This is a genomic window from Terriglobales bacterium, assembly GCA_035567895.1.
In the GTDB taxonomy this organism is placed as follows: domain Bacteria; phylum Acidobacteriota; class Terriglobia; order Terriglobales; family Acidobacteriaceae; genus Gp1-AA112.
In genome coordinates, this window is the sequence record DATMPC010000034.1 from 1 (window position 1) to 24,486 (window position 24,486).

Annotated in this window: 23 protein-coding genes and 1 tRNA gene; 9 read left to right on the forward strand and 15 right to left on the reverse strand. The window is 56.3% G+C overall.

Annotated features, from left to right (window positions below):
• The first annotated feature begins 319 nt into the window (after positions 1–319).
• Positions 320–396 (forward strand) — tRNA-Pro (locus VNX88_07890).
• 84 nt (positions 397–480) lie between these two features.
• Here VNX88_07890 and VNX88_07895 read toward each other — a convergent pair.
• The 12 genes from VNX88_07895 to VNX88_07950 all read right to left on the reverse strand — a co-directional run bounded on the left by VNX88_07895 (position 481) and on the right by VNX88_07950 (position 14,297).
• Positions 481–1,038 (reverse strand): hypothetical protein, encoded by a 558-nt coding sequence (locus tag VNX88_07895; GenBank protein HWY68572.1) that lies wholly within the window; start codon positions 1,036–1,038, stop codon positions 481–483.
• A 245-nt stretch (positions 1,039–1,283) separates the two neighbouring features.
• Positions 1,284–1,739: a hypothetical protein gene (locus VNX88_07900; protein ID HWY68573.1), complete on the reverse strand. Its 456-nt coding sequence runs from the start codon at positions 1,737–1,739 to the stop codon at positions 1,284–1,286.
• Between the two features lie 138 nt (positions 1,740–1,877).
• Positions 1,878–2,252, reverse strand: coding sequence for a hypothetical protein (locus VNX88_07905; protein ID HWY68574.1), 375 nt, complete (start codon positions 2,250–2,252; stop codon positions 1,878–1,880).
• A 4-nt stretch (positions 2,253–2,256) separates the two neighbouring features.
• Positions 2,257–4,740, reverse strand: coding sequence for a 2-oxoglutarate dehydrogenase E1 component (locus tag VNX88_07910; GenBank protein HWY68575.1), 2,484 nt, complete (start codon positions 4,738–4,740; stop codon positions 2,257–2,259).
• A 135-nt stretch (positions 4,741–4,875) separates the two neighbouring features.
• Positions 4,876–7,551 carry a pyruvate dehydrogenase (acetyl-transferring), homodimeric type gene (gene aceE, locus VNX88_07915; protein HWY68576.1) on the reverse strand — a complete coding sequence of 892 codons (2,676 nt, stop codon included), beginning with the start codon at positions 7,549–7,551 and terminating at the stop codon, positions 4,876–4,878.
• Positions 7,552–7,677: 126 nt separating this feature from the next.
• On the reverse strand, positions 7,678–8,343 hold the full coding sequence (locus VNX88_07920; GenBank protein HWY68577.1) for a translation elongation factor Ts: 666 nt from the start codon (positions 8,341–8,343) through the stop codon (positions 7,678–7,680).
• Positions 8,344–8,505: 162 nt separating this feature from the next.
• Entirely contained in the window at positions 8,506–9,399 is an 894-nt protein-coding gene (gene rpsB / locus VNX88_07925; GenBank protein HWY68578.1) for a 30S ribosomal protein S2, read from the reverse strand.
• A gap of 146 nt (positions 9,400–9,545) precedes the next feature.
• Positions 9,546–9,941, reverse strand: coding sequence for a 30S ribosomal protein S9 (rpsI, locus tag VNX88_07930; GenBank protein HWY68579.1), 396 nt, complete (start codon positions 9,939–9,941; stop codon positions 9,546–9,548).
• A 63-nt stretch (positions 9,942–10,004) separates the two neighbouring features.
• Positions 10,005–10,439 carry a 50S ribosomal protein L13 gene (rplM, locus tag VNX88_07935; protein ID HWY68580.1) on the reverse strand — a complete coding sequence of 145 codons (435 nt, stop codon included), beginning with the start codon at positions 10,437–10,439 and terminating at the stop codon, positions 10,005–10,007.
• A 294-nt stretch (positions 10,440–10,733) separates the two neighbouring features.
• Entirely contained in the window at positions 10,734–11,960 is a 1,227-nt protein-coding gene (locus tag VNX88_07940; protein HWY68581.1) for a VIT1/CCC1 transporter family protein, read from the reverse strand.
• 58 nt (positions 11,961–12,018) lie between these two features.
• Positions 12,019–12,570 carry a hypothetical protein gene (locus VNX88_07945; GenBank protein ID HWY68582.1) on the reverse strand — a complete coding sequence of 184 codons (552 nt, stop codon included), beginning with the start codon at positions 12,568–12,570 and terminating at the stop codon, positions 12,019–12,021.
• Between the two features lie 473 nt (positions 12,571–13,043).
• A complete protein-coding gene (locus VNX88_07950) occupies positions 13,044–14,297 on the reverse strand; it encodes a class I SAM-dependent rRNA methyltransferase (protein ID HWY68583.1) in 1,254 nt (417 codons plus the stop codon).
• Between the two features lie 254 nt (positions 14,298–14,551).
• Here VNX88_07950 and VNX88_07955 point away from each other — a divergent pair, with 254 nt between their 5' ends.
• Positions 14,552–15,697: an acyl-CoA dehydrogenase gene (locus VNX88_07955; protein ID HWY68584.1), complete on the forward strand. Its 1,146-nt coding sequence runs from the start codon at positions 14,552–14,554 to the stop codon at positions 15,695–15,697.
• Positions 15,698–15,966: 269 nt separating this feature from the next.
• Here VNX88_07955 and VNX88_07960 read toward each other — a convergent pair whose 3' ends face one another.
• Both VNX88_07960 and dtd read right to left on the reverse strand, forming a co-directional pair.
• Positions 15,967–17,157: a hypothetical protein gene (locus tag VNX88_07960; GenBank protein HWY68585.1), complete on the reverse strand. Its 1,191-nt coding sequence runs from the start codon at positions 17,155–17,157 to the stop codon at positions 15,967–15,969.
• 59 nt (positions 17,158–17,216) lie between these two features.
• A complete protein-coding gene (dtd, locus tag VNX88_07965) occupies positions 17,217–17,666 on the reverse strand; it encodes a D-aminoacyl-tRNA deacylase (protein HWY68586.1) in 450 nt (149 codons plus the stop codon).
• 167 nt (positions 17,667–17,833) lie between these two features.
• Here dtd and VNX88_07970 point away from each other — a divergent pair, with 167 nt between their 5' ends.
• The 6 genes from VNX88_07970 to fabF all read left to right on the forward strand — a co-directional run bounded on the left by VNX88_07970 (position 17,834) and on the right by fabF (position 23,032).
• On the forward strand, positions 17,834–19,210 hold the full coding sequence (locus VNX88_07970; protein HWY68587.1) for an amidohydrolase family protein: 1,377 nt from the start codon (positions 17,834–17,836) through the stop codon (positions 19,208–19,210).
• Positions 19,210–20,820, forward strand: a complete 1,611-nt coding sequence (locus VNX88_07975; GenBank protein HWY68588.1) for an amidohydrolase family protein — start codon at positions 19,210–19,212, stop codon at positions 20,818–20,820. The genes VNX88_07970 and VNX88_07975 overlap by 1 nt, the downstream gene beginning before the upstream one ends.
• 250 nt (positions 20,821–21,070) lie before the next feature.
• On the forward strand, positions 21,071–21,319 hold the full coding sequence (gene acpP, locus VNX88_07980) for an acyl carrier protein (protein ID HWY68589.1): 249 nt from the start codon (positions 21,071–21,073) through the stop codon (positions 21,317–21,319).
• Positions 21,320–21,331: 12 nt separating this feature from the next.
• Entirely contained in the window at positions 21,332–21,502 is a 171-nt protein-coding gene (locus tag VNX88_07985) for a hypothetical protein (protein ID HWY68590.1), read from the forward strand.
• A 37-nt stretch (positions 21,503–21,539) separates the two neighbouring features.
• Positions 21,540–21,785, forward strand: coding sequence for an acyl carrier protein (acpP, locus tag VNX88_07990; GenBank protein HWY68591.1), 246 nt, complete (start codon positions 21,540–21,542; stop codon positions 21,783–21,785).
• A gap of 2 nt (positions 21,786–21,787) precedes the next feature.
• Positions 21,788–23,032 carry a beta-ketoacyl-ACP synthase II gene (fabF, locus tag VNX88_07995; protein HWY68592.1) on the forward strand — a complete coding sequence of 415 codons (1,245 nt, stop codon included), beginning with the start codon at positions 21,788–21,790 and terminating at the stop codon, positions 23,030–23,032.
• 115 nt (positions 23,033–23,147) lie between these two features.
• On the opposite strand, the gene VNX88_08000 is transcribed toward fabF, so the two are convergent.
• The gene (locus VNX88_08000) at positions 23,148–24,119 is read right to left on the reverse strand and encodes an L-histidine N(alpha)-methyltransferase (protein ID HWY68593.1); all 972 of its coding nucleotides are present in this window, start codon (positions 24,117–24,119) and stop codon (positions 23,148–23,150) included.
• A 174-nt stretch (positions 24,120–24,293) separates the two neighbouring features.
• Between VNX88_08000 and VNX88_08005 the strand changes: the two genes are divergently transcribed.
• Positions 24,294–24,434 (forward strand): hypothetical protein, encoded by a 141-nt coding sequence (locus VNX88_08005; protein HWY68594.1) that lies wholly within the window; start codon positions 24,294–24,296, stop codon positions 24,432–24,434.
• Positions 24,435–24,486 lie beyond the last annotated feature (52 nt).

Below are 24,486 nucleotides of genomic sequence, written 5' to 3' on the forward strand. Positions count from 1 at the left end.
CTCCTTTCGCCCGAGCTCTTGGTCGTAAGGCAACCACAGTGTATCGGGCGTCTGGAGCCGTCGTGGTTATGGGATCACGCTCCGCCGCGATGCCGGTTGTGTCTCCAAGCCTAGCGGTGCGGCGCGGGGGACCTGCTGTTTGTGTGCGATATCGAAGGGTTGAAAAACAGCAGGTCCCCGCGCAAAAACGCGAGAGAGATGACAGTACTAAGAGAAACGTCGAGTGAGAATCGAAGCCTGCCGTAAGCGTTGGCGCAAGAACGCTGTAGTATCATAGAAACGCCCCAGTCCCGCTGCCGGCGGGATCTTTCTCTCCTGTCGGGACGTGGCTCAGCCTGGTAGAGCACTCGCTTGGGGTGCGAGGGGTCGGCAGTTCAAATCTGCCCGTCCCGACCAATATTTGTCTGCCGCCCGATGCCATGGCCTCGCCCGAAGACCCAAGCTTAGTCACTGGCAATCACTCAGGTCGGTCTCTATCGATCAATTGAACTCTCGGTTAAAGGGCGGACAGTAATCCGGCTTGGGCAGCAGACGGTCACGGTCGTAAGGTGGGTCGTCGTGCGCAGGGAGGGAATCATTGGGGAAATCCTCGTGCCAATGCTGGCGCGAAGCATCATCAGCGTAATACTTGAGGTAGAGGTAATTATCTTCCTCGCTGCAGCCGCCGAGCATTTGGATGTGCCACGCCGAATTTGCAGCCGACGGCAGCAGCTTGGTTTCCTCCCGTAGGGAATCGGTCCAGAGATGCGTATAGAGGTCGCGGTCACTGAGATGATCTGTCTGCTCGATAAAGACTCGAAGTAGCGCGAGCTTATCGATCACCTCCCAAAGCCTTGCCGTCAGTTCCTGGTCGTTGAGCGAATCCGGCGGCGGGAGCGATACGCCGGCCATCTCCAACTGGTGAAGGTGAGTCGTCCACGGAGCTTCCTCGTAGTCCACCACGTGTTTCCAGAATGACTCTTCCGCTTCAACCGGGCACTCGTCCAGTCTGCCCACCTCGATCTTGCCGTCACAAATCTCTTCTGCACGGCGTTTCAAGTCCTCGGTCCTTTTATCCCGCTGATCCTCAGCATCCTGCCTTGCCACATTACCTCCCGGCACATCGTCCGAGCCTGCCTAATTCAGGGGCCGATGCTACGCGAGTCTGGACTGGTTTACAACCGACAGAATGTTCTCGGCAAGACCAAAAATAGCGGCATAACCCAGCGTTTTCCATTGGCATTAATTCCAGCGTTCTAAAATCGTCTGCTAGGGCCGACCATTTCTCAAGCTTGAGACGGCCACTAGTGCAAACGATTCTGACGCCTAGATCCCATCACTCTAGGATAAGACTCAGCGGTGGCGAACCGCTCAGCATGCATCTCAGCAGGTGAGTCCGGCAGTCGCGGAAGCACCTCCCGCAGCGCCCATTGAATTCGTTCTACAGCCTCGACCACGCCAACTTCCTGTTTCTCGCCTTTGCGACTGTAGAACGTAATCACCTGAAGTGCGTTGCGGATATGGTGATTCATCTCGGCGATTACGCGCAAACGGCAATCGACGTAGGCTCGACGTTGCCGCTCTCGAACAGAGAGAAGATAGACCAAGACTCCGGCCACGAGCCCTACCAGGGAACTGGATAGTACGATCAGATCACGGCTCGGCAGCCCATCGCGATGGAGGCGCAGTTCAAGCACGTAGCTGCTCAGAGCGACTAAGAGGAGAGCAAGCAGGCTTTTGGCAACGCTTCGGAGCGTCATATCTTGTAGACGCTGAAGGCGGCGCCGTTGATCTACGGTAACAACCTTAGATTGACGAGCGGGTTCCCTGTCGTCACGCGTTGGGACGGTTCGGTCCCTTAGATCTTTTGAGCGGATTACAGCAGTCGACTCGAGAGGTTAGTTCGATCCGTCAATTCCCAATTTTGCATATGCCTCAGCGAGAGTCCTGACTACGGTGATGTTCGGCCGCGTACGTAAGGCGAGAACCTGAAACATACGCGACGTTCCATAGGCTACGTCGGAGGGAGCGACCATCACCCGTTGGGCTTCAGCAAGCGGGGATTCGCTATCGGCAACAGAGCGAATCTCGCTCGACGAAATATTGAACTGTGTCACCTGTGTAAAGTCGGTGATCGCGCGATACGCCGGTCCATACGGCGCCTGCTCCCTAACCTGGGAGATCTGATGGGCGACATCCGCGTCTGTGACATCACCGGAGTAGGTGGTGATGACAAGTTTTCTGCGGCGATCTACAGAAACGTTAACCGGCATCGGGCTATTTCGTTGGATTCCCAAAAGCAACTTCAATCAACGTCTTCTGTTCCAAATCGTGAGCCTTGGCCGAGCCAGTGGCGGGACTAGCGCTCGCAGACCGTTTCACGGTTAGGACCTGCCGCCCGCCGGAGATCCGTCTTAAGCGCGGTACGACGAACCAAAGGGCGCCCATGTTAGAAGGCTCTTCCTGCACCCAGACAATCTCGCGCGCATTTGCGTGACGCTGTAATTCGGCCATGAGTTCCGCTTCGGGCCAGGGATAGAGTTGTTCGATAAAGATGATTCCAGTGGAATCATCCTTCCGCTTCTTGCGTTCCATTCGCAGCTCGTGCCCGATCTTGCCTGTGCAGATCAGCAGACGCTTCGGATCGGCAACTTCCGTTTCGGGAAGCACGTTGAGGAACTGGGGACGGCTGAACTCCTGTAACGACGAGCTCGCATCTGGATGCCGCAGCATACTCTTCGGGGTAAAGACAACCAACGGCTTGCGCCATGGACGCAGCACTTGCCGTCGCAACAAATGGAAGTACTGCGCGGCAGTAGATGGCTGACAAACCTGCATGTTGTCTCTGGCAGCAAGCTGCAGATAACGCTCGATGCGCGCGCTCGAGTGCTCCGGGCCTTGACCTTCGTAGCCGTGAGGCAGGAGCAGTACGACCCCGCTCAGCAGGCCCCATTTGTCTTCACCTGCGGCGATGAACTGGTCGATCACGATCTGCGCGCCGTTGGCGAAATCGCCGAACTGCGCTTCCCACAAAACCAGGGACTCGGGATAGTCGCGGCTGTATCCATATTCGAAACCAAGCACACCTGCTTCCGACAGGATCGAGTTGTACACCTCGTACTTCGCCTGCTGCGGAGCAAGATGATTGAGCGGAATGTATTCGGCTTCGTTTTCGACATCGATCAGCACGCTGTGGCGTTGGTTGAAGGTGCCACGTTTGCAATCCTGCCCGCTCAAGCGCACCGGAACTCCTTGCAGCACGAGCGAGCCGAAAGCAACAGCTTCAGCCATGCCGTAGTCGAAGGAACGCTTGCCGTGTCCCATTTCGGCACGCTGTTCCAGCAGCTTCTTGATTTTCGGATGAATGTGGAATTCTTTGGGATAGCTTGTCAGCTGGTCTGAGATCTGCGCAATTTGCTCTGCCGAGATTCCAGTCTCGACGGCGTATTCAGGCTTGAATCGCCCGCCACGGTACTTATCCCAGTACTCAGGAAGCTTGGCCAGCCGGGGCATCTTCTTCAGTTTCGTCGCCTGCTTCTGCGCCTCTCCGATCTCGGCCGTAATCTCTTGTACGCGCTTAGCGTTATCGACGCCGATCCGCTTTGCATAGATTTCGTGCAGCGGCGGGTGATCTTTAATTCGCGCGTAGCGAATGGGTTGCGTGATAGTCGGATCGTCAACTTCGCTGTGTCCGTGACGGCGATATCCCACGAGATCGATGACGACATCGCTGTGGAACGTGTAGCGGTATTCAGTTCCTAGTCTCGCGATGCGCAGCACAGCGTCAGGATCTTCGGAGTTGACGTGAAAGATTGGGATCGGCAAGCGCTTCGCCAAATCCGAGGAGTAGCGCGACGAATTGGTCTCGCACGGTTCAGTTGTAAATCCGATCAGATTATTCGCGATGATGTGCAGACCGCCACCAACTGTGTATCCGTCCACACCCGCGAGATTCATCGTCTCGGCCCAGATGCCCTGCCCGGCAAACGCTGCATCTCCGTGGATCATTACGGGAAGAACCTTCTCCTCGCCCCCCATGCGAATCTGTTTGGCTCGCACGCGTCCGGTTGCAACAGGGTCAACAGCTTCGAGGTGACTTGGATTCGAGACGAGATGGAGATTAATCGTCTGCCCATTGCGGGACGTGAAGGTGCCGGTTGCACCCTGATGATACTTCACATCGCCACCACCAAGCACGCTGCGCGGATCGACGTCTTCAAACTTGGCAAACATATCCGCTGCAGTTTTGCCGACGGTATTCACCATTACGTTGAGGCGTCCCCGGTGGCTCATCGCGATCACAACTTGAACGGCTCCGCGCTCTGCGGCGTCGTTCAGCACTTCGTCAAGAAGCGGGATAAGAGCGGTCACACCTTCGAGTGAAAAGCGCTTGGTGCCGAGATAGCGCGACTGTATGACCTGCTCAAACAGGTCTGCCTTGGTCAGGAGTTCGAGTATGTGCTTCTGGTCAACAGGAACGGGATCGCCTTCGAGACGCTCCTGAATCCACTCGCGCCGCGCCGCATCAGGAATATGCATGAACTCGGCCGCAATGGTGCCGCAGTAGTAGCGCCGAGCTTCGCTGGCGAAGTCTCCCTGAATGTCAAGTTCGGGAACCATTTGGGGAGCGAAATATTGTCCGAGCGGGTCAAGTTGAGCCTGAAGGTATCCCCACCGCCGGAACGCCTCAAAGACGCGCTCCCGGTCATGTGGATCAATGAGAAGTGAGCTCCTCTGATATTCCTGAGTAGTAGAGGCCATGTATTGATTGTAATTGGCGAATTAAATGATTTGAGAATCGGGTGATCGGGCCATCGGGTGATGTCTCGTCTTACCGGAACATCGAAACCTGAAACTCGTCTCCCGGTTTTACTTCACCCGATCACCCGATTTCCTCTACGCCTTCGCTGGGTCAATCTTTTCCGGGTTAATGTTCAGCTCCTGCAGAGCTTTCTGCGCCTTCTTCGCATCGAACTTTTTCTCCCGCGAAAGACGCGAGAGTGCTGCAGCGGCGATGGACTCAGCGTTGACCTCGAAATGCTTGCGCAGGTACTCGCGATTATCGCTGCGACCAAAGCCATCGGTGCCGAGTGTCACCAGCCGCTCGCGCAGCCATGGCGAAAGTTGGTCGGGAACAATCTTCATGTAGTCGCTGGCGGCGATGATCGGCCCATCGGCTCCTTCCAGAGCTTTCAGGATGTTGGGCTGCCTTTCTTTCTCAGCAGGGTGCAGCAAGTTCCAGCGGTCGGTCGCCAGTGCCTCGCGGCGTAGCTCGGTGTAGCTGGTTACACTCCACACGTCGGCCTGCACACCATATTTCTCAGCGAGGATCGCCTGAGCCTTGAGAGCTTCGTTCAAGATTGGTCCACTGCCGAAGAGCTGCATAGTTGCTTTGCCGCCCGGAGCCCCTTTGTACTTGTATATGCCACGAAGAACGCCCTCCTCGACGCCCCTCGGCATCTCGGGCATGGCGTAATCCTCGTTGTACATCGTGATGTAGTAATAAATATCCTCACCGTTCTGATACATGCGCCGCAGACCATCCTGAACGATGATGGCCATCTCGTACGCAAATGCCGGATCGTAGGTAATGCAGTTTGGATAGACACTCGACATCACCACGCTGTGTCCGTCGCAGTGCTGCAAACCCTCGCCGGACAAGGTGGTACGGCCTGCGGTGCCGCCCATGAGGAAACCCTTGCCACGCGCGTCACCGAACGCCCAAATGAGGTCACCCACGCGCTGGAAACCGAACATCGAGTAGTACATGTAAAACGGAATTGTCGGTACGCGGTAGTTTGAATAGGCCGTGCCGGCAGCCGCAAACGAAGCCATCGATCCCGCTTCCGTAATTCCTTCCTCCAGAATCTGCCCATCCTTCTCTTCGCGGTAGTAGAGCAGGATGTCCTGATCGTGCGGCGTATAGAGCTGCCCCTGGCTGGCATAAATACCAACTTGGCGGATCGCAGATTCGAGTCCGAAGGTACGTCCCTCGTCCGGAACGATAGGGACCACGAGCTTTCCTATTTCGGGATGCTTCATCAGCGTACGTAACATGCTCACGAAGCCCATCGTGGTTGAGACAGCACGACCACGCGAGCCGCCCAGCGCATCGGAGAAGAAGTCCAGCGCAGGCGCGTTTAGGTTAGGCTCCTTCTTCTCGCGTGCCGGCATGTAGCCGCCCAGTTCCTTGCGCCGCTGCTTCATGTAGACGATTTCTGGCGTGTCATCTTTCGGGCGATAAGGCACTCCATCCTTCGCGGCTTCTTTCGGCACGGGAATGTTGAAGCGGCGTTGGAAGGCGACAAGTGCTTCGTCAGTCAGTTTCTTTTCCTGGTGCGTGGCGTTGCGCGCCTGTGCGGAGCCGAGTCCGTATCCCTTCACAGTCTTGGCCAGAATGACGGTTGGCCCGCCTTTGTGCTCCACGGCGCGCAAATACGCGTTGTAGATCTTCTTGGGATCGTGGCCGCCGCGGTGCAGGTTCTCGAGTTGCTCGTCGTTCATATCTCGGACGAGTTCGAGCAATTCCGGATATCTGCCAAAGAACTCCTTGCGCACATAGGCACCGCCTTTAGCCTTAAAGCTCTGGTACTCGCCGTCAACGGACTCTTCCATCCGCTTGAGCAAGAGGCCCGAGCGATCGCGAGCAAAGAGTGCATCCCAATCACTGCCCCAGATGACTTTGATTACATTCCAACCAGCACCCCGAAAAGCTCCCTCGAGTTCATTAATGATCTTTCCATTTCCACGCACCGGGCCGTCTAGGCGCTGGAGATTGCAGTTCACGACGAAGATCAGGTTGTCGAGCTTCTCTCGCGTGGCGACGGTAAGAGCACCGAGGGACTCTGGCTCATCAGTCTCGCCGTCTCCGAGATAGGCCCAGATCTTGCGTGGTGTGTTCTCGATCAAATTTCGATTTTCGAGATACCGCATAAAGCGCGCCTGATAGATGGCGTTGATCGGACCAATCCCCATCGAGACCGTCGGAAAGCGCCAGAAGTCTGGCATTAGCCATGGGTGTGGATAAGACGACAAGCCTGGCTCACCACGAGTTTCATGGCGGAAATTCAAAACCTGCTGCTCGCTTATGCGTCCCTCGAGAAATGCGCGGCCGTAAACACCGGGCGAGGCGTGTCCCTGGAAATAAATCATGTCGCCCGGCTGATCACCGTAGCTGGCACGAAAGAAGTGATTGAAGCCCACTTCGAGCAACGTGGCGAGGGAAGAGTAAGTGGCGAGGTGTCCGCCGATGCCGGAATCTTTCTTGTTCTGGCGATGCACCATCGCCATTGCATTCCAGCGGATCAGAGATTCGATCCGGCGCTCCATATCGCGATCGCCTGGATAAGGCAGCTCCTGCTCGACTGGAATCGTGTTCTTGTAAGGAGTGTTGAGCTGAGCCGGAGGCTCTATGCCCGATTCGCGCGCCCGGCGCGAGAGTGCTTCAAGCAGCTCGCCAGCCCGGCTGGGGCCCTCGTCCTGAACAATCTGATCGAAGGCTTCAAGCCACTCGGCAACTTCGCCCTGATCGGACTCAGCCGGCTCAGCCGGCGCAATTGGGAAAGCGTTCATAACCATGATATTTAAAGGGAAACATACCATCATATCGCGGGAGCGAGACGATGTGTTTCATCCGAGAACCGCAAAAACAAAACGCCGGGCCATAGCGCCCGGCGCTCCGTTCCAAAGTCTCGGAACTTACTGTTTTGTTTCCTCTGCTGCGCTCGGAAATTTCGTCTGCGCAATCGTCCAGCTCTGCTCGCCTACCTTGAAGCGGGCGAAGCGGCGGACGGAGATGTTCTCGCCCAGCTTGCCGATCTTAGTAGCGATCAGTTGCGAGACGCTGATGGTCTGCTCCTTGATGAAGGGCTGATCGAGCAGGCACACTTCCTCGTAGAACTTCGCCATCTTTCCTTCGACGATCTTCTCGACTACCGGAGCAGGTTTGCCGGTTGCCGCCGCTTGTGCGCGGTAGATCTCCTTCTCACGGTCGTAGTCTTCAGGCGTAACATCTTCGCGGCGGATGTACTTCGGATCTGTGGCGGCGATGTGCATGGAGATGTCGTGCAGCAGCTCCTTGAAGTCGTCGGTGCGGGCGACGAAGTCGCTCTCGCAGTTGAGCTCGAGCAACACGCCGATCTTGCCGCCGGCGTGGATGTAGCTGGCTACAGACCCTTCGTTTGTACTGCGTGACGCTTTCTTGCCCGCCATGGCGACGCCTTTTTTCCGCAACAGGATAATCGCTTGCTCAACGTCGCCGTTGGCGCCCACAAGAGCGGTCTTGCAGTCTCCGAACGGAGCACCGGTCTTGTCGCGCAGCTCCTTCACTAGTTTTGCGTCAATGTTCACAGTAGTAGTGCTCATGTCCATTATGCCTTCTGCCGGGTTGTAAATCCGGCCTAACAAGTAATGACCCGAGCGCCACAGCGGCTCGGGCCATGAATGTCGCGTTTCTTTCGTGTGTCTATTTGGATGACTTTCAGCAGCAATCCGACTCAGGAGCCCAGCCGCCCCATGAACCCCGGATTAGCGTTCCTCGACAGCAGCTTCTGCTTCCACCGTCGCAGCTGCGGCCGAAGACTTCCGGATATTGCCGCCCAGCACCTCTTCGAGGTTTATGTCGTCGGAGCCCGCCTCGCCGTCCTCAGCGTATTCGCTACCCACGGTGCTCTCGCCAGCAGGCGTTTCAGTGGCAGCTCCCACAGCGCCGACAAACTCTGCGTCTTGCTTGTCTGTCGCAGCCTGCGCGCCTTCCACGATTGAGTCAGCGATCTTCGAAGCAAACAGCCGGATCGCGCGCAGCGCATCGTCGTTGCCGGGGATCACATAATCCACTTCGGTAGGATCGCAGTTCGTGTCTACGACCGCGACCACTGGGATTCCAAGCTTGCGGGCTTCCCGCACTGCAATCTGCTCCTTGTTCGAATCGATCACGAACAGCGTGTCGGGCAGACGTTTCAGCGACTTGATTCCCGCCAGGTTCGCCTGGAGGTGCTTGCGCTCGCGCTCCAGCTTAATGACTTCCTTCTTCGGCAGAAGATCATAGCGGCCGTCGGTCGCCATGTCGTCGAGTTCCTGAAGCCGCTTCACCGATTTCTGGATGGTGACCCAATTCGTAAGCAGTCCGCCAAGCCAGCGCTGGTTCACGTAGAACATTCCACAGCGGGTGGCCTCTTCGGCGATCGCGTCTTGCGCCTGGCGCTTGGTGCCGACGAACATGATCGTCTTGCCTTGCGCGGCCATGTCTTGCACGTACTTGCTCGCGTCTTTGAACATCTTGAGCGTTTTCTGCAGGTCGATAATGTAAATTCCGTTGCGTTCCCCGAAGATGTATTCCTTCATCTTGGGATTCCAGCGCTTCGTCTGGTGCCCGAAGTGGACGCCCGCTTCGAGCAATTCCTTCATGGTGATATTCGCCAATTGACCTCCTTTTTGTGGTTTGCATTCCCAGGATCAGTCCTGCATCCCGAGAATTACATTCCCGGCCCGGACCCGTTGATTGGATTTCGGGTTCGGGAAGATTTACGAGGACTTCGAAGCCACAGAGCTCCGAAGCCTTCGCAGTTTTACCGCTTCGAGAACTGGAAGCGCTTTCGGGCTCCCTTTTGTCCGTACTTCTTGCGCTCTTTACCGCGCGCATCGCGCGAGAGCAGACCTTCGCCCTTCAGCTTCTTGCGCAGCTCGATGTTGAACTCGAGCAGCGCCCGGGCGATGCCCAGCTTTATTGCATCGGCCTGCCCGTTTACGCCGCCGCCATTTACGGTAGCAACCACGTCGAATGTTGTGCCGGTCTCGCTGCTAACCAGCGGGGACTTCGCACTCACGCGCTGGGCTTCGGTCACAAAATAGTTGTCGAACGGACGCCCGTTCACTTGAAAACTTCCGCTGCCGGGACGCAGAAAGACGCGAGCAATGCTCGACTTGCGACGTCCCGTGCCGTAGTACTGAACCAGATCAGCCATAGATTCCTTGTTTGCTCAATCAGCATGGTAGAGACGCAGCATGCTGCGTCTCTACGAAAACCTTTACTTCGCCAAAACCAGCGGCTCGGGCTTCTGGGCCGCGTGCGTGTGCTTGTCGTCGCGATACACCTTCAGCTTGCTTGCCATTGCGCGTCCAAGCTTGGTGTGGGGCAGCATGCCCTTGATCGCGTCTTCCACGACCGCTTCTGGACGGCGAGCGAGCTTTTTGTCGTACTGCTCAGAACGCAATCCACCCGGATATCCGGTATAGCGGTGATAAACCTTTTGTCCTGCCTTCATCCCGGTCAGCTTGACCTTGGCGGCGTTAATCACGACCACGTGATCGCCGGTGTCGATGAAAGGCGTGTACTGCGGGTTATGCTTGCCCGCGAGGATGTGTGCAACCCTAGTCGCTAGGCGTCCCAAGGTCTGGTCCGTGGCATCGACCACGTACCACTTGCGCGCGATTTTCCCCTCAGTGGGGAAAGTAGTAGACATTCCAGTTCTCCAAAACGGATAAAAAGGGACAGGCAGACTCGGCGACCGCCAATCCTTACGAAAAAGAGCAATGAAACCGCAGGCTGAAACTCACCGGCCGATTAGCGCGATGTGACCACCCAGGCGGGCACTTGCAGGACCACAAAGTATAGATATTAGCGGAGTTGTAAAAGGAGTGTCAAACGACGGACGAGGCGAACACGAAGGTCACGAAGGCAAAACAAGAGGTCACAAAGAAATTTTTCGTGACCTCTTGTTTTGCCTTCGTGACCTTGGTGTTCGCCTCTCTTTTGGTCATGATCCAATCCGCCCTAATCCAATCCCGATAAAGTACGTCACTATACCCTCCACGGCGCCAACCAGCGTCATCTCCATGCCGCTCGACCACCAGGAGCGTACCGTAATCAACGATTTGGCGGCTCCGACGGCAAAATGGGCAACCAGTGAAACGATGGCTGCGGTGATTACAGCAGGGTACCCGCTCATGAAAAAGAACGGCACGATAGGGATGAAAGCTCCCACAGCGGTTGATAAAGCGCCGGAAGTCGCGGACACCATTGGATTCCGCAAGCCCTCTTCAGTCGCATTGAGGCGCTCGGCCGCGAGCGTACGCACAAATTGCTCTTTGTCGCGCGCGAGGTGATCGACAAACTTGTCGGCGTCGCTGGAGGGCAGCCCCTTCACCTGGTAGTAAAGGGAGAGCAACTCGCGAGCTTCCGATTCATTGAAAGTGATGGCTTCCCGCTCACGCTCGAGTTCGGCCTCATAGATCTCGCGTTCGCTCTTCGCTGCCAGGTACGCTCCAGAACCCATCGAGAGAGCACTGGCGACCATGCCGGCGAGGCCGGCGATCAAGACGAACTTACTGTTTCCCAACGTCGCTCCCGAGACTCCGGAGACGATGCCGAAAATCGCGCCCAGCCCGTCGTTGATCCCATAGATGGCATCGCCGATCCATCCGGCGGCATGAGCTTGTCCTTGGTCGCGCTTGGCAATCAGCTCATCGAGAAGCTGGCGCGCCTCACCCGGCTTGAGTTGACGCACCCGATGCGGATACGGTCCGCTAGTGCGGATCAGGTCACGCAGCGTTTTGTAGTGCTCGCGCTCGTCCTGGATGACCTGGTGAAGAATCTCAACGCTGCGCCGATCGCCAAGCTCCTTGAGCTGACGTCCGTAGCGCGCGATATCGCGACTCTCATCGAGCTCGAGCCTGCGTAGTGCCATATCGGGACCACCGATGCGATTGGCGAGAGAATCCGCCTCTCCGGTAGGACTGCCGTCGTACTTAGGCTCGGGACCGCCCAGTTCTCGGATGCGCTGCTCCCATAGCTGCGCATGATGAAGCTCGGCCTCAGCGAGGTGATGAAGCTTTTCTTTGCGGACAGGATCCCGCTCCCGCGAAGCCAACGTTTCGTAGGTGTAATAGCCGGACTTCTCTGCTTGCCAGTTCTTTTCCAGCGCGGCAAGGATTTTGCGCGTGGCTGCCGGGGTCGGGCTCGGCGACTGCGGCGTCGTACTCATGGGGGCGAATACGATGCTAGCAGCCGCCGTTGAAACTTGCGGGGTATTGGATAGGAAACTATTTGCCGCTCAGAACCGCTACTTGAGCAGTCTCTTTCGCCGCATTCACGTGGGAGAAGCCTCTCCAGATGCACACGATCGCGTAGACGTGGAAGGCGAACGAGATCCAATCCTGTGCCATAGCAGTTAGGGCGGCATCAAGGGCATAGAACCCCATGCCCATCACGAAGGCCCATTTGTGAAACTTGCCGGCCATGTAGCCGCACATCAGGAAGAAACCAAGGACTAGCAGGTCGATGAAGTACCCGACCATGCGAGCTTGCGGAGAGCGAAACGCATCGGTGACTTCGGTGATGCCCAGTCCGAGCACGAAATGAAAGTTTCCGCCAGTGATGGCGACGATCGTGTTCACGAGCGAGAGGCCCGCGATCCAATAAAACCAGTTGGCGCCACGTTTCACGGCTACTGCAGCGGCCAAGGACTGCACAGTCCGCTGCTGCTGCACGCCGGCGTTATTCCCGTCGTACGTAACTCCTTGCGTCGGAGTCTTGATGACCGTGCTTGTTGTGGACCCAGTTGCCGGCGGTTGGCCGACGAGTGTATCTGGCATGATTCGCCTCCACGGGGAAACTGGCTGATTTCAGCACAGGTGGAGTCGGTAAGACCACCGCAAACAAGTAACGTGACCCAATCGGAAGGTCAGGTCCAACAGAGATGTTTCAGGCTGCGGTTCCTGAAACGAAACCAGGGACCCGCTGGAAGACTAGGTGCAAGGCTAATGCGATCGCGTAGGGTTAATTCCCTGCTTCAGGGAATTGACCAGGGAATTTTTCCCGGGGGGAAAATTCTTCTTGCGAAAACCCGCATGGATACTGGCGATTTGAGAGACACCAGGGAATCTGCAGGGAATTAGCAGGGAAATCCCTGCTGGATCGGCGATCATGCTCGTTCACACCTATTTATCTTTATCCACATCAACCGACGCATTCCCGATCTAGATATCCACTCTTCCTTGCTACGATGCGGACCGCTTCGTGTCAATGCTTTTTTCGGTTGTCGGATCTGCAGGAGAGTGCCGCTGAACTATTCCGCAAACGCAATCACGCACTTGAGGTAAGCCGTCTCCGGAATCCCGGCGACTACTGGATGATCCTGACTCTGGCCGCGAACCTCCAGCAGGCGAATACGACGACGCGCATCGCGTGCCGATTCTGCCAGCATTCCTAAAAACTCCTCCTGAGAGACATGATGCGAGCACGAACAAGTCAAGAGAATCCCGCCCGAGTCGAGCATCTTCAAAGCGCGAAGATTCAGCTCTTTGTAACCACGCAGCGCGGTCGGAAGCGCCTTCTTCGTCTTGGCAAAAGCTGGCGGATCGAGAATGATCGTCTGAAACTTCCGTCCGGTGTCGGACCAATCGCGCAGCAGATCAAAGGCATTCGCCTCCAGCCACTCGATCTCCGGAACAGCCAGCAAACTGCGATTCAATTCAAAATTACGCTCACCTGCTTCCAGCGCTGCACGCGACGCGTCCACTCCCGTTACCTGTTGGCACACGCGAGCAAGGTGTAACGCGAACCCTCCCTGGTAGCAGAAAACGTCCAGCGCGCTTCCGTGCGCGTAACGCTGGGCCGTCGCGTAGTTCTCTCGTTGATCGAGGAACGCTCCCGTCTTTTGTCCCGCGGCTGCATCGTATTCAAAACGCAGCGGAGGCTTCTCGGGCTCTGCTCTCATCTCGATGATCGTTCGCGTCTTGTCGCCACGGATGAGACGGCCTTCTATCGCAGGCAGTTCTTCCAGTTCGCGAATTCGCTCTTCTACTCGCTCGACAATGCCTGCAGGACGAATCTCCGCTTCTAAGGTCTCGAGAATTGCTTCGCGAACGTCGGTTCGATCCATCGCCTGTGTGAGCACCTGAAAGGCGAGCACGTCGTTGTAACGATCGATGATCAGCCCGGGAAGTTGATCGGCTTCACTGAACACCAGCCGATAAGCGTTGCTCTTCTCCGGAATGTTGAGCGCATTACGGTATTCGATCGCGGCCTTGGTCCGGGCAGACACAAGGGAAGGAAGTTCAGCCTCGTCGCAGTCCCGATCTGAAATCATCCGCAAGGCGATTTGAGAGCTGGAGCTGGAAATCGCGCAGCCGAGAAAACGGCCACCTTCTTCAAGCACACGAACCACTCCAGCACGCGGGAGTGTGGGCGATCCTTCCAGGTCGGAGCGGTAGACCCAGGGATGTCCATTGCGCAAACGCAGTGATCCTCTCCAACTCACACGGACTGACTGCTCGGTGCGTGGTTCCTGCTTCGTCAGGGTGGAGGATCGAGGCGTCATCCAACTTGATTGTAAGTCCTTGTTCTAGCGGAGCGTCCGGGCGCCCTCGCCCGGCGAACTTTGAACACCGGAATTCTGCAGAGTTCTACCAGCGCATGCCTCACGCCGGGCGAGGGCCCGGACGCTCCGCTCTAATCCCAAGAACCACTCAAGGTAAGGCAATAGTCGCCGCGTCGCGTGATATCCTCACATGTTTTACCCTCATGCGCTTTCCCGCTTGAGGAACCTTCCCCGAATTACGATGTCTTCTCCTTATGGACTTTCAATTCACTGAAGAACAAGAGCAGCTCAGGCGTTCAGTGCGCGAGTTTGCCGAGCGGGAGATTCGCCCACATGTAATGGAGTGGGACGAGAAATCCGAATTCCCGCTGGCCACGATCAAAGAACTCGGCAAGATGGGGCTGATGGGTGTCGCCTTTCCCACGGAGTACGGCGGCGCCGGGCTGGGCTATGTCGAGTACGTAGTCGCAATCGAAGAGCTTTCGCGCGTCGATGGCTCGATCGGAATCATTGTGGCGGCTCACAATTCGCTCTGCTCGAACCACATTTACGTCGCAGGCAACGAAGAGCAAAAGCGAAAGTACCTCCCGAAGCTGGCAACTGGCGAGTTCATCGGCGCATGGGGATTGACCGAACCCGGATCAGGCTCCGATGCCGGAAGCGCTCGCATGACAGCGGTGCGTAAAGGAAAGAGCTGGGTACTGAACGGGACCAAAACGTTTATCACCAACGGACATTACGCGGATGTTGCGGTCATCATCGCTGTCACTGATCGGACTACAGGCACGCATGGATTGTCTGCATTCGTCGTGGAGAAAGGCACGAAGGGTTTTCGTCCGGGCAAGAAGGAAAACAAGCTGGGACTTCGCGCCAGCGATACCGCCGAGCTGATCTTCGAGGATTGCGTCGTCCCGGCCGAGAACCTCGTGGGCAAAGAAGGCGACGGATTCATCGATGCTATGCGAGTCCTCGATGGTGGACGAATCTCCATCGCTGCCCTTTCTCTCGGCATCGCGCAAGGCGCATTCGAAGCTGCGCTGAAGTACTCGAAAGAGCGCAAGCAGTTTGGGCGTCCGATCTGCGACTTTCAGGCGATCCAGTGGAAGCTCACGGACATGGCCACGGAGATCGATGCCGCACGTCTGCTCACCCTACGCGCCGCGTCTATGAAAGACGCTGGAATGAAGACGACGCAAGAGTCCTCAATGGCCAAACTCTACGCCAGCGAAGTTGCAGTGCGATGCGCCAATGAAGGTGTGCAGATTCACGGTGGATATGGCTTTATCAAAGACTATCCAGCGGAGAAGTACTACCGCGACGTGAAGCTCTGCACGATCGGCGAAGGAACCAGCGAGATTCAGCGGCTCGTGATCGCGCGACAGTTGCTCAAGAGCTACTGAAGGAGCCGCCAAACTTCTGAGCTGTTGAGCCGTGGCGATTTCGTTCAGCGGTATTCAAAATCGAAGAACAGCGAAAATAACAGTGAATTTCCCGAATCTCACCGGGATGTTATCGACTTTTGCCCAAAATCCGCGAACTCGATTTTAGGAACAGTGAATAACAGTGAATCAACAGTGAATTTTGGCCGCATGGGAGTCGACTGTATGCTGCCCTTTTTCCAGTAAGCTCGTGAGTAAAGCTCCTCGACGAGCGAGCGCCTAACAGCAGCTCAGGAGCTTAGCGGCTGGCTTTCCAGTTGCTTGAAGGCTGAGTAAATGAATTTCCCGAGATGCCAGCCGTCGATGAACTTAAATGGGATTTCACCGACCGTGTAGTGGCCGCACGGGAGAGCTACCGCTTTGAAGTCGATCTCGTATTCGCGGAAGTGTTGGACTACCTGCTCTGAGAATTCGCGCAAGAAAGTCAAATCGTACTTGGCGTAGACCACAAGTACCTTCTTGCCGTGAGCAGCGAACTTCCTCATGTAGGCCGCGGGGCTGATCGCTAGCCAGATTTGCCGCAGGCGATCGAGGTCCATCACGCTCTCAAGAGCGGCGCGGATGTGGCGCGTGGATTGTCCCGTCCAGACAACATCGCCGAAGTACGTGGATGCGTGATTGAACGCATTTACCTCCAAGCGCGGATCGTGCGCGCTGGCTATGAAGGCGTAACAAGAACCCAGACTCGTCCCCAGAATGCCGAAGCGTTCGCACCCTTGCGTCTCCAGCCAGTCGAGACAGCAACGGATGTCGATAACGCCTTGCCGGCAAGAGTCGAGTGTGCGGCCGATGTTCGCTGAGACGGCGTAATCGCTGCGTTCGATCTCAGCCGGGCGGCGAATGTCGTGGTAGGGCTTGCTCAGGCGGAGAGCCGACACGCCATAGCGATTCATGATCGCGCAAAGGGCGTTATGGCTGAAGGCGTCGGCGTTCCATTGTGGGAGGACGACAACTGCTTTCTTACTCGGCCTGCCTTCACGATCGAAAGCCGGGAACCAGCGCGCGTTGACGACGTCGTTTTCCGGGTAAGGTGTGCGGACCGGCGATGTGAATCGCAAGAATTGCGCCGGCCGTAATTTCCCGGTCCGCGACATCTTCTCGAGCTTCTCGAGCTGTTTCTGCTGCCGCATGTTCGTGGGAAAGAGCTTGGGCAGCCGTTCCTCGAGGTAAAAATCGGTTGGGGTCTGATAGCTGAAGAAGCGATCGCTATCGGAGACGATGCGCCGATTCAACTCGTTGAAATAGCGTTCGGCGCGGGCGTTGTCGTATTCCGAAGACGATGCCGGAAAGCTGCCGTTTACTTGTGGCCACTGACGCGTCCACTCAATGCCCCACTCCAGAGGACGCACGATGCGATTGGTGTCGCGCGTGGTGAGACGCGTCTCCCACGCGAACATCCACTTCTCCCAAAGTTTGAGCATCGTAATTCAATTTAGCAAACCTGAAGCTCCGAGGTAACGAAGACAGGGCGAGCCGGCGCTCAGAACAGTTTTTCGGAATCGATCAATATTGTTACTGGACCGTCGTTCACAAGAGATACATGCATCATCGCCTGAAACTCCCCGGTGGCGCATTCAATGCCCTGCTCGCGGATCTTGGCGACGACATATTCATACAGAGCACGCGCTTGTTCCGGTCGGGCAGCATCATCGAACGACGGACGTTTCCCCCGTCGCAAGTCACCGAAGAGTGTGAACTGCGACACGACGAGCATCGCTCCACCGACGTTGCGGACGCTTAAGTTCATCTTTCCGCCATCATCGTCGAAGATTCTCAGGCCAAGGAGCTTCTCAACTATGTAATCGGCGGAGGCCTCAGTATCGCCCCGACTTACACCAAGCAGCACCAGCAGCCCGAGCCCAATCGCTCCGACGACGGAGTCTTCTACCGTGACCGCGGCTTTTGTGACTCGCTGAACGACGGCACGCATAGCGGGAGGATAAAGCAGCGGTTAGCAATTAGCGATTAGCCATACACAGATTTTTGCTTACTGCTAATCGCTAATTGCAGCGTTTGCTAATTGCTGCTTCTCCCATTTACTCTGCTGTGTCTCTGTCGTTTTAATTCCATCCTCACAACTCATTAAGGAGAATCGCGATGGCAATATTTCTCCGGGCGTTCCGCCTGGGTTTCATTGCGCTCGTATTCACTCTTTCTGCTTTCGCCCAAAGTGCAGGTGACGCGCAAACACCTGCCAACACGCAGTCTCAAGCGGATCTGCTGATCAAAAACGGCACCGTGCTGACGGTCACTCATGGAGTCATCCAGAACGGCAGCGTGCTGGTACACAACGGCAAAATCGCTCAGGTCGGAGCAAACATCTCTGCCCCTGCGGGAGCAACAGTGATCGATGCTACCGGCAAGTTCGTAATGCCCGGCATCATCGACGCGCACTCACACCTCGCACTCGATGGCGACGTAAACGAGGCAACCAGTCCGATCACGCCGGCGATGAACATGCTTGATGCCTTCGTCAATACCGACAAAGGCCTATATCACGCGCTGGCTGGCGGAGTGACATCGCTATTGCTGCTGCACGGATCGGCCAACATGATTGGCGGCCAGGCTGTCGTCATCAAGAACAAATTCGGATTGAGCCGCGATCAAATGCTCTTTCCCAACGCTCCGCGCTCGATCAAGTTTGCCAGCGGCGAAAATCCTAAGCGCGTCTATGGGTCGCGAAATCAGTCACCTTCCACACGTATGGGCAACTTCGCTGTGCAGCGCGATGCTTTGCAGCAGGCGAAGGAATATATGCGCGATTGGGACGATTACAACGCCAAGGTACAAAAGGGTGACAAGGAAGCTCGAGCGCCAAAGCGGGATCTGAAACTGGAAGCATTGGCCGACGTGTTGCGCGGCAAGCTTCTCGTACAAATTCACTGCTATCGTGCCGATGAATTTCTGACTGAGATGGCGATGGCGCGCGAGTTCGGATACAAGGTACGCGCCTTCCATCACGCGCTCGAAGCCTACAAGGTTGCAGACAAGATCGCGGCTGAGGGAGTTGCGATCGCCACGTGGCCGGACTGGTGGGGCTTCAAAGATGAAGCCTGGGACGCACAGCCGTGGAACGCCATCATGTCTTCGCGGCACGGAGTGCGCGTCGCGTTGAAGAGCGACTCGAACGATGTGGTCCGTCGGTTGAATCAGGATGCAGGCAAGGTAATGCGCTACGGCGGAGCAACAGAGGAAGAGGCGCTGAAGATGATCACGTTGAATCCCGCGTGGATCATCGGTGTGGACGATCACGTGGGCTCTCTCGACGTCGGGAAAGACGCCGACATCAGTATCTGGGACAAGGATCCACTCTCCAGCTACGCCAAGGTCGAGAAGACGATCATCGACGGAGAAGTCTACTTTGACAGTTCACTGCCGCGCCTCGGGCTCACTCACTGGAAGGATGCGCCGATGTCTGGCGCTGATTTCGATGGCAGTGAGATGGACGAGATGGGCAGTGGGAAGGCGCACTGATGAAACATCAACTAACGGTGGGAGCGCCCTGCTTCAGCGGGGGATTGGACTTCAGTCCAATGAACGGCAATTGGGGATGTGCGGAGGGCTTTAGCCCCGGGCTTTACGGCCCAGCGCTAAAGCGCAAGAGAGGATTGGGACCTTCCGTGAGCGCTAAAGCGCTCTCCCCGCATAAATGCGGGGGCTTCCACCCAAATTCCTTCAAGCTTCTTGATCTGTTGCTAACTATTTGCTTGCTTACTCTGATGCCGGGCTTCTCGTTTGCGCAAGCTTCGAAGCAAAAGACAAAAATAGCTACCTCGCAGGCTGAGGCCACTGGTCCCATCGCAATTCGCGGAGGCAAGCTGCTTACCATCACTCACGGCGTGATTGAAAACGGCGTCGTGGTAATGGAGAACGGCAAGATCACGGCTGTCGGCCCGGCGGGAACGTCGATTCCGCGCGGCGCAACGATTATTGATGCAACCGGCATGACGGTATATCCGGGGCTCATCGACTCGGAAACGAACCTCGGTCTTGTGGAAGTTGAAGCCGATCAGATGAGCAACGACATGAACGAACCGAGCGACGAGATCATGCCGCACATGCACGTCGCCGATGCGTTCCACTCCGAAACTCAACGCATTCCCGTGGTCCGGGTGAATGGGATCACGAACGCCATCGTTGCTCCCGGAACCGAGGACAGCCTGCCTGGGCAGGACATCTTCATCCAACTCGACGGCAAGGATCGCGATCAGATGATCCTGGTTCGCGACGTTGCCTTGGCGTTGAACTTCTCCGGAGACCAGCGCCGGCGTGGCGGACGCGGCGAAGGCGGCGGTGGCGGTATCGGCAATCGTTACCCCTCGACCAGAATGGGACTCGCCACGCAGCTACGGCAGGCGTTCATGGACGCACAGGATTATGAAACCAAGATGAAAGCTGCCGAGAACAGAAAGCCCGAGGCCAGCGGCGGAAGCGGTGGGGGAAGGAGCGGGGGCGGAAGCGATCGGCAGAAGCGCGATTTGAAACTCGAAGCTCTGCTCCCATATCTGCACGGGCAGAAACCGGTCGTAATTGGAGCTCGTGACGCTTACGACGTCGAGAATGCCATGCGTGTGGCGAAAGAGTTCAATCTCAAGGTCGTACTAAACCACGTAACGCACTCGCAGCAGATTCTGGACGAGATTGCTTCCTGGAAGGTGCCGGTCATTGTCGGTCCCATCTACGACTTCCCGCGAAGCGACGAACGCTACGACGCCGTGTATTCACTTCCCGCTGAACTTGCGAAGCGAGGAGTGAAGATCGCCTTCGCGTCCTATCGCGTGGAGCACAATCGCAATCTGCCTTACGCGGCTGGGTATTCGGTTGCGTTCGGCTTGCCCTATGAGGAAGCGCTGAAGGCGGTGACCATTAATCCCGCAGAAATATGGGGCGTCGCTGACAGACTGGGTTCCCTCGATGTGGGCAAGACCGCGAACGTGGTCATCGCCAACGGAGATCCGCTGGATGTGAAGACCGACGTGAAGCAGGTCTTCATCGACGGCCGTAGTATCCCGATGGAGAACCGCCAGACGCACCTGCGGGACCAGTACGGCGGGGTGCCATCGGCTCCCTCTGCCTCGAAATGAGCCGATTCCCCACGGAGTCACGGAGTCACGGAGAAAACCAAAAACTTACCACAAAGGACACGAAGGAGCACGAACGGAAACAAGCCCGAATCCATTGTGATCCTTAGTGTCCTCTGTGGTTTCTCTCGGCGCTTTTCTCCGTGACTCCGTGTCTCCGTGGTGAAAAGGTGTTCCCTTGCCAGCTTTTCCTAGCGCCATATAGACTGAGGAGTTTGTGGTGTGCGCATTTGCGCATCTAGGAGGAGTTTGCATGCCTGGGGTAGAAGACAAAGTTAAGCAGATCATTGTGGACCAGCTCAGCGTGGAAGAGGGCGAGGTCACACCCAGCGCATCTTTCGTGGACGACCTCGGCGCCGATTCGCTCGACCGCGTAGAACTCATCATGGCTTTCGAAGAAGCTTTCGATCTGGAAATCCCCGACGAAGAAGCCGAGAAGATTAAGACCGTGCAGGACGCCGTCAGCTACATTGAGAAGAATTCCAAAATAGCCAAGCAATAGGAATCGATTCGTATGAACGATTCTCTCGATTGCCTCAAGTTGATGATGGCTTTCGAAGAGGCTTTCGACATAGAAATTCCTGACAGTGAGATGAAAAACGTCGGAACCATGAATCAGGCCAGAGAGCTGATTAATCGGTTAAAAATAGAGCAGGACAAAAAGAAATCAAAGAAAAAGCAGTAGCGGTTGCAGTCACATCCCAGAAGAGCGAGGAACGCGAATGGCCGCAGTAGACGAGAAGGTTAAGCAGATTATTGTGGAGCAACTTGGCGTCGATGAAGGCGAAGTCACCCCCAACGCGTCGTTCGTGGACGACCTTGGCGCCGACTCGCTCGATACTGTCGAACTCGTGATGGCATTCGAAGAGGCCTTCGACATCGAGATTCCCGACGAAGAAGCCGAGAAGATCAAGACAGTCAAGAACGCCATCGACTACATCAATGCCCACGCGAAAGGCGGCAAGTAAGCTTGAGTCGTAGAGTTGTCGTCACTGGATTGGGCCTGATTTGCGCCGTGGGCAACACCAGTGCGGAGGTCTGGACGAATCTTCTGGCGGGCAAGAGCGGCGTCGCTACGATTACGGGATTTGATGCTACCGGATTTGCCTGCACCATCGCCGCCGAAGTCAAGAACTTCGATCCACTGAACTTCATCGAGAAAAAAGAAGTCAAGAAGATGGGCCGCTTCATTCACCTGTGCATGGCGGCCACCGATGAAGCGGTGAAGATGTCGGGTTTGAACGTCACGCCGGAGATCGCGGAGCGCGTGGGCGTTCACATCGGCTCGGGCATCGGCGGATTCGACATCATCGAGCGCGAGCACTCAAACCTGATCAACGGCGGCCCGCGCAAGATCTCGCCGTTTTTTATTCCTGCAGCCATCATCAACCTGGCTGCTGGGCATGTGAGCATCCGCTACAACGCCAAGGGACCGAACGAAGCGACCGCGACGGCGTGCACGACGAGCGCGCACTCCATCGGTGATGCATACAAAATCATTGCTCGCAATGACGCCGACGTGATGATCGCCGGCGGCACTGAGGCTGCGATCACTCCAATGGGCGTCGGTGGATTCGCGGCTATGCGGGCACTCTCCACGCGCAATGATTGTCCGGAAAAGGCAAGTCGGCCATTTGACGTCGATCGCGATGGCTTCGTGATTGGCGAGGGCGCGGGCATTCTAATCCTCGAAGAGTTGGAGTTTGCTCGCCGCCGTGGCGCCAATATCATGGCCGAAATAATCGGCTACGGTATGAGTGCCGACGCTTACCACATCACTCAGCCTGCCGAAGAAGGAGAGGGCGGATATCGCGTGATGCTGAATGCGCTGCGCGACGCCAACCTCAAGCCGGAGCAGGTGGATTACATCAACGTGCACGGTACTTCGACTCCGCTGGGTGACGTGCTCGAAACCAAAGCCATCAAGCGCGCATTCGGAGATCATGCCAAGGATGGCCTTGCGGTAAGTTCCACGAAGTCGATGACCGGGCACCTACTCGGAGGCGCCGGCGGCCTCGAAGCAGGCATTACCGTTTTGGCACTACGTAACCAAATGCTCCCACCGACTACTAATCTCGACAATCCAGATCCAGAGTGCGACCTGGACTACGTTCCAAATAAGTCGCGCAAAGCCAAGGTCAACATCGCGCTCTCGAATTCGTTTGGATTCGGCGGCACCAACGGCTCGTTGATCTTCCGCCGCTGGGCTGAATAAAGAAAAGCAAGAACACGGATCGAACTGATTTAACGGATCTGACGGATACTTCTCGACTTTGCTCTGGTTTATCCGTCCGATCCGTCATATCCGTTTAATCCGTGTTCTTGCTTTCTTAAGTGGGCGCACAACACGCCAATACGAATTGCCCATCGCGGCTCTCCCATTGAGATTCGATTCGAAATCCTGCACGCGCAACTAGATTGAGCAAACTGTCTCGATTCGTGTATTTGATCGAGCTGCTCATGCGCAGCTTTTCTCCCGAGCGAATGTCGATGGAATGCCTACCCACATTCACACGCAGGTCGCGCGTCGCGGTGAAGTGCTTCGTGACGGCGAACAGACCGTCTCCTGCCGGTGCAGTAGAAAACTCCAGCTTTCCATCGTTGTCGGTGATCCCCACCCCAGTAAGGGGCCCCCACGCAAAACGCCGATTCGTCGGATTATCGTAGCCTCCAAGCGTTTGTTCACTGAATATCTCGCCGTCGAAGAGGAAGCGGTCCTGGCTGCGCATATGGATTCGAAGGCGTCGGGGAAACTTGCTCGGCTCGAATGCTCCGAGAGTGTTACCCAAAACTGAGAACAAGACAGGCCCGTCGAGGCTCTCGGCAGCGCCGACAGTCGCAGCCAAATGACCGTCCTCGAAAATATCGAGCTTGCATCCGAGACTTGACTGGGCAATGCCGTCCGCCTGATCAGCAGCAAGTTCCAGCAACGACTGGCTGAAATCGGCAGCCACGTAGTTCAGGCGATTGCCGCTGTTAGCAAACTGTTCGAGCAACACGAGATCTTTACTTCCTTCTCCGCATCCGAGACCACAAAGCGTGCGAATGTGGGAAAGCTCTACTGTCAAGCGCGGAGCCGCAAGGTTCAACACTTCGAGCGCGCGACTTGCGTTTTTGTATTCGGTTGAACGGCACAGATCCACCCACGCCCGAACCGACGACGGCAGCCAGTAAAACAGGTGCTCCGGAAGGTATCGCTGCTGAAAGGCCATCCGTAGCTGTTCGACAATCTCCTGCTCGCGCAGCAGCACGATGGTATAGAAAGGCAGTTTCGCTGGATCAGGTACCGAATTGGAAGCCATCTCAACCGCATTGTATCGGGCACCAGATCGCGCCAATCAACGTCAGGGATGTAAAAACTGCTCAATTTGCCCAAATCCGGCCGGTCTGAGAAAATTTCGAACACCAGTTTGGATTCTGGGGCATCTAGTTACTGGCTGTACCGCAATTCGGAGAATTACAAGGAGAAACACTGAATGAAGATTATCGAAATCAGCGAAGTAGCTCCGACATGTCACTCCAACGTAAAACTGGTTGAGGCCGCCGAGGTGGCCCCAACCTGTCATAACAGCGTAAGGCTGGTTGAGAGCACCGAGGTCGCTCCCACCTGCCACTGATCAAGGTTTGGTAGAGACGTTCGCCGTGGCGAACGTCTCTACCGATTCTGCG